Here is a 12598-nt window from a genome sequence, read left to right on the forward strand (position 1 = left end):
CTACGGCATTAATGCCTGAAATTTACCGCTCAACGCTTTATTTTCCGGAAAGGCCAAATCGCCCCGCTTGCTGGTCGATAAGCCCAGCGCCACCAGCGACTCCACCATTTTTACCGCCGCGCTGACGCCATCGATCACCGGCACATGCAGTTCACGCGTCAACTCTTGCGCAAGTTGCGCCATGCCGCCACAGCCGAGCACAATCGCACCGCAGCCATCTTCTTTTAACGCCTGAATACAGCGCGCACGCACTTTTTCCTGCGCCAGACCGCTGCCGTCCTCCAGCGCCAGTACCGGTAAATCGATGGCGTGCAGCGCCGCGCAGTGCTCCTGAAAACCGTACTGCTGCAACAGATGACGGGCGATAATCAGCGTGCGCGGCAAGGTGGTGACGATGGAAAAACGGGTCGCCACCAGCGTCGCCATATGCATCGCGGCTTCGGCGATGCCGACCACCGGCCCCTGCGCCAGCTCGCGTGCCGCCAGCAATCCCGGATCGCCAAAGCAGGCAATCACATGACCATCCACACCCTGCTGACGCCCGGCTTTCACCTGTTCGAGCACGCCGATGGCGGCAATCGCTTCATCAAAATGTCCTTCGATCGACGGTACGCCCTCACGCGGGCATACCGCCACAATTTCGGTGCCAGGGGCTGCCACCGCTCGTGCCGCTGCGCCAATGGTTTCGGTCATCGCCAGGCTGGTGTTCGGGTTGATAACTTGTATACAAACGGCAGACATTACGCCTCCTTGTGACCGGCAAACAGCCGGGCGAAATCCGGCAGACAAACGCCAGCCCGCTCGAAACAGAGGCTGTCGACGATATGTTCAAAATGGTGCGTCAGCGCCGCGCTTAGCGCCTGCAGATCCTTTTTACGCAGTAAATCAACCAGTTGTTCATGATCGTTACAACGACATCCCTGACGCCACGGCGAGCCCCAGGCGGCAATCACCAGCGAAGAGCGCTGGCTCAGGCCGGTGACCATCTCGGTCAACACCGGGTTGCCGGAAATAGCCTGAAGCTGAATGTGGAACTCAGCGGAGTAGCGAATAGCCGCCGGGCCGTCATAGGCTTCGTGCGCCTGCTGCTCCTGGCGGATAATCGCTTCCAGCGCCGCCAGATGTGGCGGCTGGCAGTGCGCCAGCACGTCAGGCAGGTTGGCCACTTCCAGCAGCGTGCGGGTACGGAAGATCGCCTGCGCCTCTTCGACCGTTGGGCTGGCGACGTGTGCACCACGTTTGGGCGTTAAGGTGACCATTTGCACAGCATTGAGTCGTTGCAGCACTTTTCTGATCCCGGTGCGGCTGACGCCAAACACCTCCGCCAGCGCCTCTTCCGGTAATTTGCTCCCCGGGAGTAATTGATGTTCGACAATCGCGGTCATCAGCGACTGGTAGATGGTTTCATCCTTGTCCTGCAAGGCAGCTGCGGCGTGCAGACTGTTTTCATTACTCATTAACCACTCCGCTTTTTTACTTTTCGATATCGGATCGTATACATAAAATTAAATTATTGGATACAAGATTAATCATTTTGGCCTGGATCCTGCAACAACATCAGCACTCCCTTTTCACGGGCTTTTATTGACAGGAGCAGGTTTCATGCCAAATACACAAAACACTCATCAGGTTAAGGCCGCTGATTCCGGAGCGGTATACAGCCCACGGCTTTGCAATGAGGATCTGGCGCCGACGCGCGATCAGAACTGGAGCTGGTACAACATCTTTTCGTTCTGGATGTCGGATGTACACAGTATGGGCGGCTACGTGGTCGCCGCGAGCTTCTTTACGCTCGGGCTGGCAAGCTGGCAGGTGCTGCTCTGCCTGCTGGTAGGCATTTGCATTGTGCAGCTTTGCGCAAACCTGGTTGCAAAACCGAGCCAGATGGCAGGCGTGCCCTATGCCGTTATCTGCCGCCAGGCATTTGGCGTCTTCGGTGCCAACATTCCGGCGGTGATCCGGGGTCTTATCGCCTTCGCCTGGTACGGTATTCAGACCTATCTGGCGGCGAATGCCTTAATGCTGGTGCTGCTGAAGTTCTGGCCGTCGCTCTCTTCTTTAACGCAGGGGTCGCTGTTCGGCCTGTCGCACCTTGGCTGGCTGTGCTTCGCCACCATGTGGATTCTGCAGGCAATGGTGTTCTGGCACGGGATGAGCGCGATTAAACGCTTTATCGATATTGCCGGTCCGGCGGTGTATGTGGTGATGCTGGCGCTGGCGGGCTGGATTGTATACAAGACCGGTTTCGACGGTATCTCGTTTACCCTCGCCAGCAAATCACTCAGCGCCGGTGAGCAAACCTGGCAGATGATCACCGCGACTGCGCTGGTGGTCTCCTATTTTTCCGGGCCGCTGCTCAACTTTGGTGATTTCTCGCGTTATGGCAAAAGCATGGGCGAAATTCGTCGCGGCAACCGCTGGGGCTTACCGTTCAACTTCCTGCTGTTCTCGATCGTGACCGTGGTGATTGTCTCTGGCACCCAGTCGCTGTTTGGCCGCATGATCACCGATCCGATTGAAACCGTCAGCCGCGTCGGCAACGATCTGGCGGTGGCGATTGGCCTGCTGACCATGATCACCGCCACCATCGGCATCAACATTGTTGCTAACTTTGTTTCGCCGGCGTTTGACTTCTCCAACTGCTCGCCGCAGAAAATCAGCTTCCGTACCGGTGGCATGATCGCCGCTGTCGGCTCGATTCTGCTGACGCCGTGGAACCTGTTTAACTCGCCGGAACTGATCCACTACACCCTCGACGTGCTGGGTGCCTTTATCGGCCCGCTGTTCGGCATTCTGATTGCGGATTTCTATCTGATCAAACGCGGGCAGGTGTTTGTTGATGACCTGTTTGATGACACGCCAAAAGGCAAATACTGGTATCGCAATGGCTTTAACCCGAAAGCGATTGGCGCGCTGGTGCCGTCAGTGGCCGTCGGGTTGATCATCAGCTTTATTCCGGCGCTGCACGAAGTCGCCAACTTTAGCTGGTTTATCGGCGTCCTGCTGGGCGGCATCACCTATCGCTGGCTGGCCCGCGAAGAGCGCGCTGTTGTCACGACATCGCATTTCAATACCAACGTCGCGGCACAAAAAGAGTAACCCTTCACCTCAGGCCGCGGCGTTTCTCGTCGCGGCTGGCACTCATTTTGCTTTAACACTTCACCCACAATGGAAACGATCAGGGCAGGAACGATGATTGATTATCATGCCGCGGTCCGCGGCGCGCTGTTTGACATTGCAGAAGTCTGCGACAACGCCGACGATATCGCCCACCACGCACGTTTCATTGAAGATGGTCTGCTGTTTATTCGCGACGGCAAGATTCAGGCGCGAATGAGCTGGCAGGAGGGCGAGCAATATCTGGATGCGCATAAAGGCTACACCGACCGGCGCGGCAAACTGCTGCTCCCCGGTTTTATTGATGCCCATGTGCACTATCCGCAAACCGAAATGATTGGCGCATTTGGTGAACAACTGCTGGAGTGGCTGACAACGTACACCTTTCCGGTTGAAAGCCAGTTTGCTGATGAAGCCTACGCCACAGAGATTGCCGAATTCTTTATCAGCCAGTTACTGAGCCACGGCACCACCACCGCGCTGGTGTTTTGCACGCTGCACCCGGAATCTGTCAACGCGCTGTTTAGCGAAGCGCTGCGCCTGAATATGCGGCTGATCGCCGGTAAGGTGATGATGGATCGCCATACGCCGGAATATCTCAGCGAAACCGCTGAGCAGAGCTACCAGCAAACGCGCGAGCTGATCCAGCGCTGGCAGCATCAGGGGCGGCTGGGTTATGCCATTACGCCGCGCTTTGCGCCCACCTCCTCGCCGGAGCTGCTTGAGGCGGTACGCCGTTTACGCGAAGAGTTTCCGCAGACCTGGCTGCAGACACATTTAAGCGAAAACCCGAATGAAGTGGCGTGGGTCAACGATCTCTGGCCGGAACATCAACGTTACCTTGATGTTTACCACCACTATCAACTGACCGGCGAGCGCAGCGTGTTTGCCCACGGCATTCACCTGCATGATGAAGAGTGGCAGTGCCTGCACGATACCGGTTCGGCGGTGGCGTTTTGCCCTACTTCGAACCTGTTCCTCGGCAGCGGGCTGTTTCGCCTGCCCGCCTGCTGGCAGAACAAAGTGCGCATGGGCATCGGCACCGATGTAGGTGCAGGCACCACCTTCAGCATGCTGCGCACGCTGGGTGAAGCCTACAAGGTGGGCCAGTTGCAAAGCTATCGCCTGCGCGCCAGTGAAGCGTTTTACCACGCCACACTTGGCGGCGCGCATGCCCTGCGTCTGGACGATAAAATTGGTAATTTTGCGCCCGGCAAAGAGGCCGATTTTGTGGTCATTGACCCGGCAGTGACGCCCTTGCAGCGCCTGCGTAATACGCGCTGCAAGGAGATCTACGAGCAGTTGTTTGTGCTGATGACCCTCGGCGACGAGCGCAATATCAGCGAGACGTGGATTAACGGTCAGTGCGCATGGTCAACTGCCGCGGTAAGTTGACCAGCCGCCGGGAGCAATTAAGAACGGCAGATGGAAATGCTCCTCTGCCGTTTGCGTAATCACAAAGTCAATTTGCGCGCAGGGAAACAGTGTCGCCACGCCGCGCTGTGCAAACCATTCTCCCGTTTGCGCCACCAGCCGGTAATGTCCCGGCATCAATGAAGAGGAAAGCGCACCGATTCGTCCGTTCGCATCGGTGACGCCGCTCGCCACCGTCTGCTCGTCGAGTAACAGATTAACCGTCACCCCCTGCGCGGGCTTACCGCTGGAAATATCCAGAATATGGGTACTGAGGCTGTTCATTCGCCAATCGCTCCTGCCAGTCGTAATAAGGTGATTTCCCGTAATTGCTCCAGCGCCGCCGCGATCTCTTCGGCGTCGCTGTTAGTCAGCCGTTGTTCCAGCACGTGCAGAATCTCTTCTCCGCTACGGCCTTTGGCGCGGATCAAAAAAACGCGGCCAAAACGCGCTTCATAACGCGCATTCCCCTCGCGCAGCGCCGCGGCCAGTTGCGCGTCGCGATCGTCCACTGCCGACTGCTCCTGGCGCGATAACGCGGCATGCGCCTGCGAACCCGCAGGCTTTTCGCCAATGCGCGGGTGCGCGCTGAGCGCCTGTTCCAGCTCGGCGCGCCCCCAGGCTCCGGCGATGTCACTCGCGGTTTGCTGAAGTTCCGCGAGCGAGGCAAACGGACGCGCGGCCACCAGCGCCGCCGTCCAGCCGGGGATCGCCACACACGGCTGCAACAGTGCCGCGGCCTCGTCGCCCGGTAGCTGATTAAAGTGATTCAGCGCGATCATCCTTGCTCCTTGCGTCAGCGGCGATGGCCGTTTTTTCTTCCGGAATAATCAGGTTCAGAGCAATCGCCACTAAGCCGCCGCAGGTCGCCGCCGAACCAAACAGATTGCCGATAATGGGCGGGAAATGGGCGAGAAAAGCAGGTACCGCTTCGACGCCCATACCAAAACCAAACGCCAGCCCGACAATCAGCATGTCGCGGCGCGTTAACGGATTCTGGGTAATGATGCGGATCCCGGCCGCCACCACGCAGCCAAACATCACCATCGTCGCGCCGCCCAGCACCGGTAGCGGGATCTGGCGTAATAACTCGCCAAACGGCGGGAACACCCCCAGCAGGATAAGGATCACGCCAATATAGCGGCCAACAAAGCGGCTGGCGACGCCCGTCATCTGGATAACACCATTGTTTTGCGCAAAAGTGGTATTGGGAAAAGCGCCCAGCATCGCCGCAATCATACAACTGATGCCGTCAGCCAGAATGCCGCCCTTCAACCGGGAACGAAACGCGCTGTTATCGATGGGCTGGTGCGAGATCAGGCAGTTAGCGGTGAGATCGCCGACCGCCTCCAGGATGCACACCAGCGACACCAGCGCCACGGGCAGAAAGATGGCGCTATTAAACTGGAAGCCAAACGGGAACAGCGACGGTAAACGAAACCAGGTATCGCCGATGCCGCTGAAGTGAAACTTACCGACAAAGGCGGCGGCGATGCAACCCAGGGCGATGCCGACCACTACGGAAGAGAGACGCAGCCAGCGGTTTTTCGCACAGCTCAGTAACACAATCACCGCCAGCGTGCCTGCGCCGAGGCCGATATTGCTCATGCTGCCAAAATCTTTCGCCTGCACGCCGCCGCACCAGTTATTCACGCTGACTTTAATCAGGCTGATGCCGATCAGGGCAATCACGCTGCCGGTAATGATTGGCGTAAAAATGCGCTTCAGCGGCTCAATAAAGCGGCTGACGATCACTGGCACCAGCGCGGCCACGAAATTGACGCCAAACAGCATCGCCATCACATCCTGCGCTGTGCCGCCTTGTCCTTTCACCCACATCCCGCCCGCAATGGCGACACCGAGAAAAGCAAAGCTGGTGCCCTGCATGCAGATCATGCCCGCGCCAACGCCCCACACGCGGTTGGACTGCAAAAAAGTGCCAATCCCGGAGGCCAGCAGCGACATGCTAATCAACCACGGCATCCACTCGCCCAGCCCCAGCGTCGCACCAATGATCAGCGGCGGCGTTATGATGCCGACTAACCCGGCCAGTACGTGCTGTAAAGCGCTGAAGAAAGCTGGAAGCGGCGGGATCCGCTGCTCCAGCCCGTACAATAAGCTGCTGTTCTTTTCATCAGACATGGCGTTCCATCCTGTTGTCAATTCGCGTCAACGCCTTGATGCACAAAGCAGGCCAGAGTCGCCACTCCCGCGCCAGCGCTGTGAAACTTTAGATTCCTTGCACCAAATTTGGAAATTTTTGATTCACAAAAAGGCAACATTAATACAAATACGCACTACAAAAGTGCAACATACCCTCGCAACGCCCGCTCTCTCCCGCACCAACGCCCATCGTCATTCTGGTACGCAAATTGCTCCTTCTGTTACACGCAAGTAAAAGGAGAACAGAATGAAAGCATTGGTGATTGGCGCAGGTATCGGTGGCCTGAGTGCGGCGGTGGCGTTACAGAAGGCAGGCATTGCGTGTCAGGTTTTCGAAGCGGTGAAAGAGATCAAGCCGGTTGGCGCGGCGATCTCCATCTGGCCCAACGGCGTGAAGTGCATGAACCATCTGGGGATGGGCGAGATGATGGAGACCTACGGCGGCCCAATGCGCTTTATGGCCTATAAGGATTACCGCAATGGCGAAACGATGACACAGTTTAGCCTTGCGCCGCTGGTCGAGCGGGTGGGCGGACGCCCGTGCCCGGTATCGCGGGCGGAACTGCAGCGCGAAATGCTCAATCACTGGGGACGCGACCGGGTGCAGTTTGGTAAACGGGTCAACGAAGTGGAAGAGCATGCCGATGGCGTAACCGCGTGGTTCAGCGATGGCACCTGCGCCCACGGTGATTTTCTGATTGCCGCCGACGGCAGCCATTCGGCGCTGCGTCCGTACGTGCTGGGCTATACGCCAGAGCGGCGCTATGCAGGTTACGTTAACTGGAATGGCCTGGTGAAAATCGATGAAGCCATTGCGCCCGCCGAGCAGTGGACAACCTTTGTGGGCGAAGGGAAACGGGTGTCGCTGATGCCCATCTCCGACGGGCGCTTCTACTTCTTCTTTGACGTGCCGCTGCCCGCCGGGCTGGCGGAAGATCGCAGCACGCTGCGCGACGACCTGACGCGCTACTTCAGCGGCTGGGCACCGCCGGTGCAACGGCTGATTGCCGCGCTGGATCCGCAAACCACGAACCGCATCGAGATCCATGATATCGAACCGTTCGACACGCTGGTGCGCGGTAAAGTGGCGCTGCTGGGCGATGCCGGACACAGCACCACGCCGGATATCGGCCAGGGCGGCTGCGCGGCGATGGAAGACGCGGTAGTGCTGGGAAACCTTTTCCGCGAACAGAGCGACATCGAAAACGTGCTGCGTCAGTATGAAGCGCTACGCTGTGACCGGGTGCGCGATCTGGTGCTCAAGGCGCGTAAACGCTGCGATATCACTCACGGTAAAGATATGGCGCTGACGCAGGCGTGGTACCAGGAACTGAAAGAGGAGACCGGCGAGCGCATTATCAATGGCCTGTGCGATACCATTCAGGGCGGGCCGTTAGGCTGATGCGCCAACGTTCTGCATCGCTTCCAGCACCTGGGTCAGTTTCTGAATCGCCATTTGCGCCGGGCGGGAAAGCTGGCGCGATGGCGCGGTACAGAGCGCCAGCGTCAGCGGGCGCAGCAGTTTGTTGCGCAGCGGCACAAACGCCAGTTGCCCGCTTTTTACTTCGTCCAGCACATCCAGCAGGCTCAGCACCGTGATGCCACTCCCCTTCAGCACCAGCGATTTAATCAGCCGGATGTCATTACAATTGATGGTATTCGACGGGGCGAGATCGTAGTGGCGATAAAGCATGCCGACACGCTCATGCACAATGAGCGGCGCGCCGGGCAGAATATGCCGCGCCTCGCTCAGCTCGCCCAGCGATAACGCCGGCGCAGTTGCCATGTTGTGATCCGGACGCATCACCACGCCCATCTCCAGCTCGGCGAAGGCCAGCACATTCAGCCCTGATTGCCCTTCCGGATCGAGGATCAAACCGAAGTCGAGATCGGCCTGCCGCACTCTCTGGCTGACGGTATGGCTATCCGCGACCTGAAGTTCCAGCTCCAGCCACGGTTGCCCGGTGATAATGTCGGCCAGCGCGCTGGCAAAGCTCCCTTCCGCCAGCGCCTGCACCATTCCCACACTGACCGTGCCGCGTTTCAGCCCTTGCAGCTCATCAAATTTTTGCCGCGTAAGCTGAAACTCTTTTTGCCAGCGCAGCAGATTGTCATACAGCAACTCTCCCGCCGTGGTCATGCGTAAACCTTCCGGCAGCCGCTCAAACAGCGGCGTACCAAACTCCTCCTCCGCCTGCAAAATCTGCCGGTTAATCGCCGATGCGGAGATATGCAGTTTTTCTGCGGCGCGGCGCAGGCTGCCGCTGCGGGCAACTTCAGCGAAATAGAGGGCGAAACGGGAAAATGGACTCATGCTGCACCTGTACACTTTTTTGCAACGCCACAGTGAATTAATGGCGATGGATGTGAACACCCTAATATGACAACAATAAAGTTACAACAATTAAACAATCGCTTTTATGTGAGCCTATGATGACCATGAAAACAGCACTCCCCACCCCACCCGCCCATTGCACCTTCGAGCCGGAGGACTGGTTACGTCTGGCAAAATGCTGGCATCCCGTCGCCCGCGCCTGCGATATTGGCGCAGCGCCGGTGAAAGCCACGCTGCTTGATGAACAGTTAGTGATTTATCGCGTGAAGGGCCAGGTGGTGGTCGCCCGCGATGTCTGCCCGCACCGCGGCGTGCCGCTGACGCTCGGTTTTCATGATGAAGAGGGTATCGTCTGCCCCTACCACGGGCTACGTTTCGGTGAAGATGGTCGCTGTAACCGCATCCCTTCCAGCCCCGATCAGCCGGTACCGGCAAAACTCAACCTGTTGACGTTTGCCGTTGAAGAGCGTTTCGGCCTGATCTGGACCTGCCTGGCGTTTGACGCGGAAAACCCGCAACCGCTCCCGACGATGCCGCACTGGGATGACGAAGGTTTTCAGCAGATCAACTGCCCGGCCTTTGAGGTGAACGGATTTGCAGGCCGCCAGGTGGAAGGCTTTCTCGATGTCGCCCATTTTGCGTGGATCCACACAGACACCTTCGCCGATGCCAATAACCAGTTCGTCCCGGATTACAGCCCGCAGGAGACCGAGTTTGGCTTTATTGCTGATTACTGGAGTTCGGTCGGCAATTATCCGGCGAGTTCTGACTATCGCGCGCCGGAAGGTTTTCAGTGGCTGCGCCATTTCGAGATGCACCTGCCGTTTACCGCCACGCTGACGATCCATTTTCCCGGCGAGGCGCGGCTGGTGATCATGAATGCCGCATCGCCGGTCTCCTCGCGCGTTACCCGCATGTTTGCGCCGATCGCGCGCAATTTCGATCTGCATATCCCGATCGAAGAGGTGCACGCGTTCAACCTGCGCGTGTTTGAAGAAGATCGCCTGATGGTAGAGACACAACGGCCGGAAAGGCTGCCGCTGGATCTGACGCTGGAAGCCCATATTCCGGCGGACAGAAGTTCGATTGCCTATCGCCGTGGCCTGAAAAAAATGGGTTTTGGCGAGTTCTTTCTGGTGTGAGGTGCGCGATGAATGACGTGCTGAAGGTGGTGGTTGATGGCTTGTGGCGTCAGGGCGATAAAAATCTTGCCGTGCGGTTGGTCTCCGCCAATGGCGAACCGCTTCCCGGCTGGCAGCCCGGCGCGCACATTGATGTGCATCTGCCCTGCGGCCTGATCCGCCAGTATTCGCTGACCGGAGAAAGCACGACGGAAAGCTACTTGATCTGCGTGGCGCAGGAGAGCGCATCTCGCGGCGGCTCGCGCTATATCCATCAGACGTTACGCCCAGGCCAGACGCTGACAATCTCAGCGCCACGCAACCTGTTTGCGCTACGCGATGACGGCCCGGTGCTGCTGCTGGCCGCCGGAATTGGCATTACGCCACTCTATGCGATGCTGCTGCAACGGGAGGCGACAGGTACGCCGTTTACGCTGCACTATTTCGTGAAACGGCGAGAAGAAGCAGCATTTGCGCGCGAGCTTTCCCACTCGCTGAAGCACGGGGTTTGTCTTATTCACTGCTCTTCAGAAGGCAAAAGCCCGCGGCAGACGCTGGCGGCAACGATTCCCGCCCCCGGCGACGGAGAGCGCATTTATACCTGCGGCCCGGCGGGTTTTATGGCAGCGGTAAGAGACGTTGCGGCGGCAAAAGGCTGGCCTGAAGCGCAGATCCACAGCGAGGCATTTGCGCCTGCCGCGCCCGTTGCGGCGTCGCAACAAGAAGAGACTTTTACCATTACGCTGGCCTCCAGCGGAGAAAAATGGCCCGTTCCGGCAAACAAAAGCATTGCGCAGGTGCTGCAGGATAATGGCGTGGCAGTGCCGCTTTCGTGTGAGATGGGGATTTGCGGTGCCTGTCTGACGCCGGTGCTTGATGGCGTGGTCGATCACCGCGATACGGTGCAATCGGCAGCGGAGAAAACCGCCGCCACGCAGCATATCGCGCTATGTTGCTCACGCAGCCACTCGCGGGTTTTGGTGATTGATTTGTAGCCGCCGTGACGGCACGTTGTGCCGGGTCCGAAACCTGACGCTTCGGCCCCGGGCATTTTTCACCGTCAACACAGCGTTTAGCGCATCTCTTTATCCGCCAGCGCTACAACAGGGCGTGGGAAATCTCTTTAATGGCTTTCAGATCCGAGCCAAAACGCATAATGGCGTCGCGGTGCTTTTCCAGCTCGCTGTAGGGCAACCAGGCCATATTGAGATCGGTGATGCGGCTAAAGGCCGGGCGCTGTAGCTGGCTTCTGACATCATTTTCGCGGCTGTCCGGCGCCACCAGAAAAAGCTCGGTTGAGGCGGACAAATCATTGCCGTTGAGCGCCAGATCCAGCATCCGGCAGATCCCGGAGTAGATGGAGGTTGAATGCTCAACTTCGAATGCCGCCACCACCTGCGCACCTTCTGGTTTCAGCCACAGGACATCGATCAGACGCGTCGCTTCAGAACCGTTTACCGACAGGATATGTTCCGGCAGTGCTTTCAGACAGCCGTGCGATAGCGCCACGCCCTGATGCAGACGACTGTGGTCGTTGGCGGCAATCCATACGTCGTAACCGAGCGCTTTGCCAATATCACGCAGCCAGGCCTGGATTTCCGTGTGCGTGCGTTCATTCTCCCCGTCCTGGATTTGCGCTTTATTTTGCGCCGCCGGCGGGCGAGCCGCCTCCAGATACGCATTCCAGTCTGCGTCGGCAGCGGCGGAATTTTCCAGTGGCGGCGCAGGATAGCGACCCGAACCGATATCGAAAAGCAGCCCGCCAATAGCACCCAAATCGTTTGACAGTAATTCCCGGTACTGCGCGTTTAAATTCAGGATCCCCTGACGCATGGCGAGAAAATGCGGCCAACTGCCGAGCTTAACTTTCGCGCCGGTAAGGGCGTTATAGCCATTTACAATGGCGGTGTTAAACGGGGGAATGTGCGTGGGGTGAAGAAAATAGAGCAGATTCGCGACCGCCGGGCCGAGCCCTTTAATTTTCAACGCATCGATAGCATTGATATGTCCCACAATATCGTCCGCGCACGCCGCACAGGAGCAATGATGCAGAAGCCGGGCAAAGGCCTTCTGATTGGCGCTGTTTTCATAAATATCCGGAATGCGCAGCTTTGGTTTCCACAGAAAAGCGTGATCGGCACCTTTGAAGATCTGCTTCTGCTCGGCAATGGAGTGAACAATTGTCTCCAGCGAGGAACCGCGGTAAGCAACGCCAAATTTTTCCTGCTCAATTTCATCCACCACGACCGCAATACCGCTGCGGATCGAGCGAAAGTTTTTCAACCTCTGCTCCCATAAAAACCACGTCTGATAGGTGGCTTCGGGATCGTTGCGCCAGCGCTGAATTAGACGACGAACGCGATCTGAATGTACTGACTGAAGCTGCGGAACAGCATTTTCCATGACCATAACCAGATTGTTTTAATTATCGAAGAGCGGTGCGAACCGC

General features: G+C 57.9%; 12 protein-coding genes. 5 read left to right on the forward strand and 7 right to left on the reverse strand.

Annotated elements, in window-relative coordinates; all coding sequences use genetic code 11:
• On the reverse strand, positions 1-741 hold the full coding sequence (gene hpxA / locus AWR26_RS16285; protein WP_043953983.1) for an allantoin racemase: 741 nt from the start codon (positions 739-741) through the stop codon (positions 1-3).
• Positions 741-1457, reverse strand: coding sequence for a GntR family transcriptional regulator (locus AWR26_RS16290; protein ID WP_064567394.1), 717 nt, complete (start codon positions 1455-1457; stop codon positions 741-743). Before AWR26_RS16290 ends, hpxA begins: the two co-directional genes overlap by 1 nt.
• A 145-nt stretch (positions 1458-1602) precedes the next feature.
• Here AWR26_RS16290 and AWR26_RS16295 point away from each other — a divergent pair, with 145 nt between their 5' ends.
• On the forward strand, positions 1603-3099 hold the full coding sequence (locus AWR26_RS16295; protein ID WP_007374284.1) for an NCS1 family nucleobase:cation symporter-1: 1497 nt from the start codon (positions 1603-1605) through the stop codon (positions 3097-3099).
• Positions 3100-3192: 93 nt separating this feature from the next.
• The gene (gene guaD / locus AWR26_RS16300; protein WP_064567396.1) at positions 3193-4512 is read left to right on the forward strand and encodes a guanine deaminase; all 1320 of its coding nucleotides are present in this window, start codon (positions 3193-3195) and stop codon (positions 4510-4512) included.
• Here the strand turns inward: guaD and uraH are convergent.
• From uraH to AWR26_RS16315, 3 genes are read right to left on the reverse strand one after another with little or no spacing between them, the layout of a single operon-like run.
• Positions 4492-4815, reverse strand: a complete 324-nt coding sequence (uraH, locus tag AWR26_RS16305) for a hydroxyisourate hydrolase (protein WP_007374282.1) — start codon at positions 4813-4815, stop codon at positions 4492-4494. The two genes, guaD and uraH, sit on opposite strands and share 21 nt — an antisense overlap.
• On the reverse strand, positions 4812-5312 hold the full coding sequence (gene uraD, locus AWR26_RS16310) for a 2-oxo-4-hydroxy-4-carboxy-5-ureidoimidazoline decarboxylase (RefSeq protein WP_064567398.1): 501 nt from the start codon (positions 5310-5312) through the stop codon (positions 4812-4814). The genes uraH and uraD overlap by 4 nt, the downstream gene beginning before the upstream one ends.
• The gene (locus AWR26_RS16315; protein ID WP_064567400.1) at positions 5290-6672 is read right to left on the reverse strand and encodes a nucleobase:cation symporter-2 family protein; all 1383 of its coding nucleotides are present in this window, start codon (positions 6670-6672) and stop codon (positions 5290-5292) included. Before AWR26_RS16315 ends, uraD begins: the two co-directional genes overlap by 23 nt.
• Before the next feature lie 268 nt (positions 6673-6940).
• On the opposite strand from AWR26_RS16315, the gene hpxO reads away from it, so the two are divergent.
• A complete protein-coding gene (gene hpxO, locus AWR26_RS16320) occupies positions 6941-8095 on the forward strand; it encodes an FAD-dependent urate hydroxylase HpxO (RefSeq protein WP_064567402.1) in 1155 nt (384 codons plus the stop codon).
• On the opposite strand, the gene hpxR is transcribed toward hpxO, so the two are convergent.
• Complete coding sequence (gene hpxR, locus AWR26_RS16325) at positions 8087-9007, reverse strand: LysR family hpxDE operon transcriptional regulator HpxR (RefSeq protein WP_064567404.1); 921 nt, start codon at positions 9005-9007, stop codon at positions 8087-8089. The two genes, hpxO and hpxR, sit on opposite strands and share 9 nt — an antisense overlap.
• Before the next feature lie 125 nt (positions 9008-9132).
• Between hpxR and hpxD the strand changes: the two genes are divergently transcribed.
• Positions 9133-10170 carry a molybdenum cofactor-independent xanthine hydroxylase subunit HpxD gene (gene hpxD, locus AWR26_RS16330; protein WP_043956894.1) on the forward strand — a complete coding sequence of 346 codons (1038 nt, stop codon included), beginning with the start codon at positions 9133-9135 and terminating at the stop codon, positions 10168-10170.
• An 8-nt stretch (positions 10171-10178) separates the two neighbouring features.
• Positions 10179-11144, forward strand: a complete 966-nt coding sequence (locus AWR26_RS16335) for a PDR/VanB family oxidoreductase (protein ID WP_064567406.1) — start codon at positions 10179-10181, stop codon at positions 11142-11144.
• Positions 11145-11247: 103 nt separating this feature from the next.
• On the opposite strand, the gene AWR26_RS16340 is transcribed toward AWR26_RS16335, so the two are convergent.
• Positions 11248-12552 carry a hypothetical protein gene (locus AWR26_RS16340; RefSeq protein WP_064567407.1) on the reverse strand — a complete coding sequence of 435 codons (1305 nt, stop codon included), beginning with the start codon at positions 12550-12552 and terminating at the stop codon, positions 11248-11250.
• Positions 12553-12598 lie beyond the last annotated feature (46 nt).

Source organism: Kosakonia oryzae (assembly GCF_001658025.2).
GTDB lineage: Bacteria > Pseudomonadota > Gammaproteobacteria > Enterobacterales > Enterobacteriaceae > Kosakonia > Kosakonia oryzae.

Bases quoted from the DNA above. Each gene is read 5' to 3' on its own strand.
- hpxA (WP_043953983.1), bottom strand. From the start codon at position 741: ATGTCTGCCGTTTGTATACAAGTTATCAACCCGAACACCAGCCTGGCG.
- AWR26_RS16290 (WP_064567394.1), bottom strand. From the start codon at position 1,457: ATGAGTAATGAAAACAGTCTGCACGCCGCAGCTGCCTTGCAGGACAAG.
- AWR26_RS16295 (WP_007374284.1), top strand. From the start codon at position 1,603: ATGCCAAATACACAAAACACTCATCAGGTTAAGGCCGCTGATTCCGGA.
- guaD (WP_064567396.1), top strand. From the start codon at position 3,193: ATGATTGATTATCATGCCGCGGTCCGCGGCGCGCTGTTTGACATTGCA.
- uraH (WP_007374282.1), bottom strand. From the start codon at position 4,815: ATGAACAGCCTCAGTACCCATATTCTGGATATTTCCAGCGGTAAGCCC.
- uraD (WP_064567398.1), bottom strand. From the start codon at position 5,312: ATGATCGCGCTGAATCACTTTAATCAGCTACCGGGCGACGAGGCCGCG.
- AWR26_RS16315 (WP_064567400.1), bottom strand. From the start codon at position 6,672: ATGTCTGATGAAAAGAACAGCAGCTTATTGTACGGGCTGGAGCAGCGG.
- hpxO (WP_064567402.1), top strand. From the start codon at position 6,941: ATGAAAGCATTGGTGATTGGCGCAGGTATCGGTGGCCTGAGTGCGGCG.
- hpxR (WP_064567404.1), bottom strand. From the start codon at position 9,007: ATGAGTCCATTTTCCCGTTTCGCCCTCTATTTCGCTGAAGTTGCCCGC.
- hpxD (WP_043956894.1), top strand. From the start codon at position 9,133: ATGAAAACAGCACTCCCCACCCCACCCGCCCATTGCACCTTCGAGCCG.
- AWR26_RS16335 (WP_064567406.1), top strand. From the start codon at position 10,179: ATGAATGACGTGCTGAAGGTGGTGGTTGATGGCTTGTGGCGTCAGGGC.
- AWR26_RS16340 (WP_064567407.1), bottom strand. From the start codon at position 12,552: ATGGAAAATGCTGTTCCGCAGCTTCAGTCAGTACATTCAGATCGCGTT.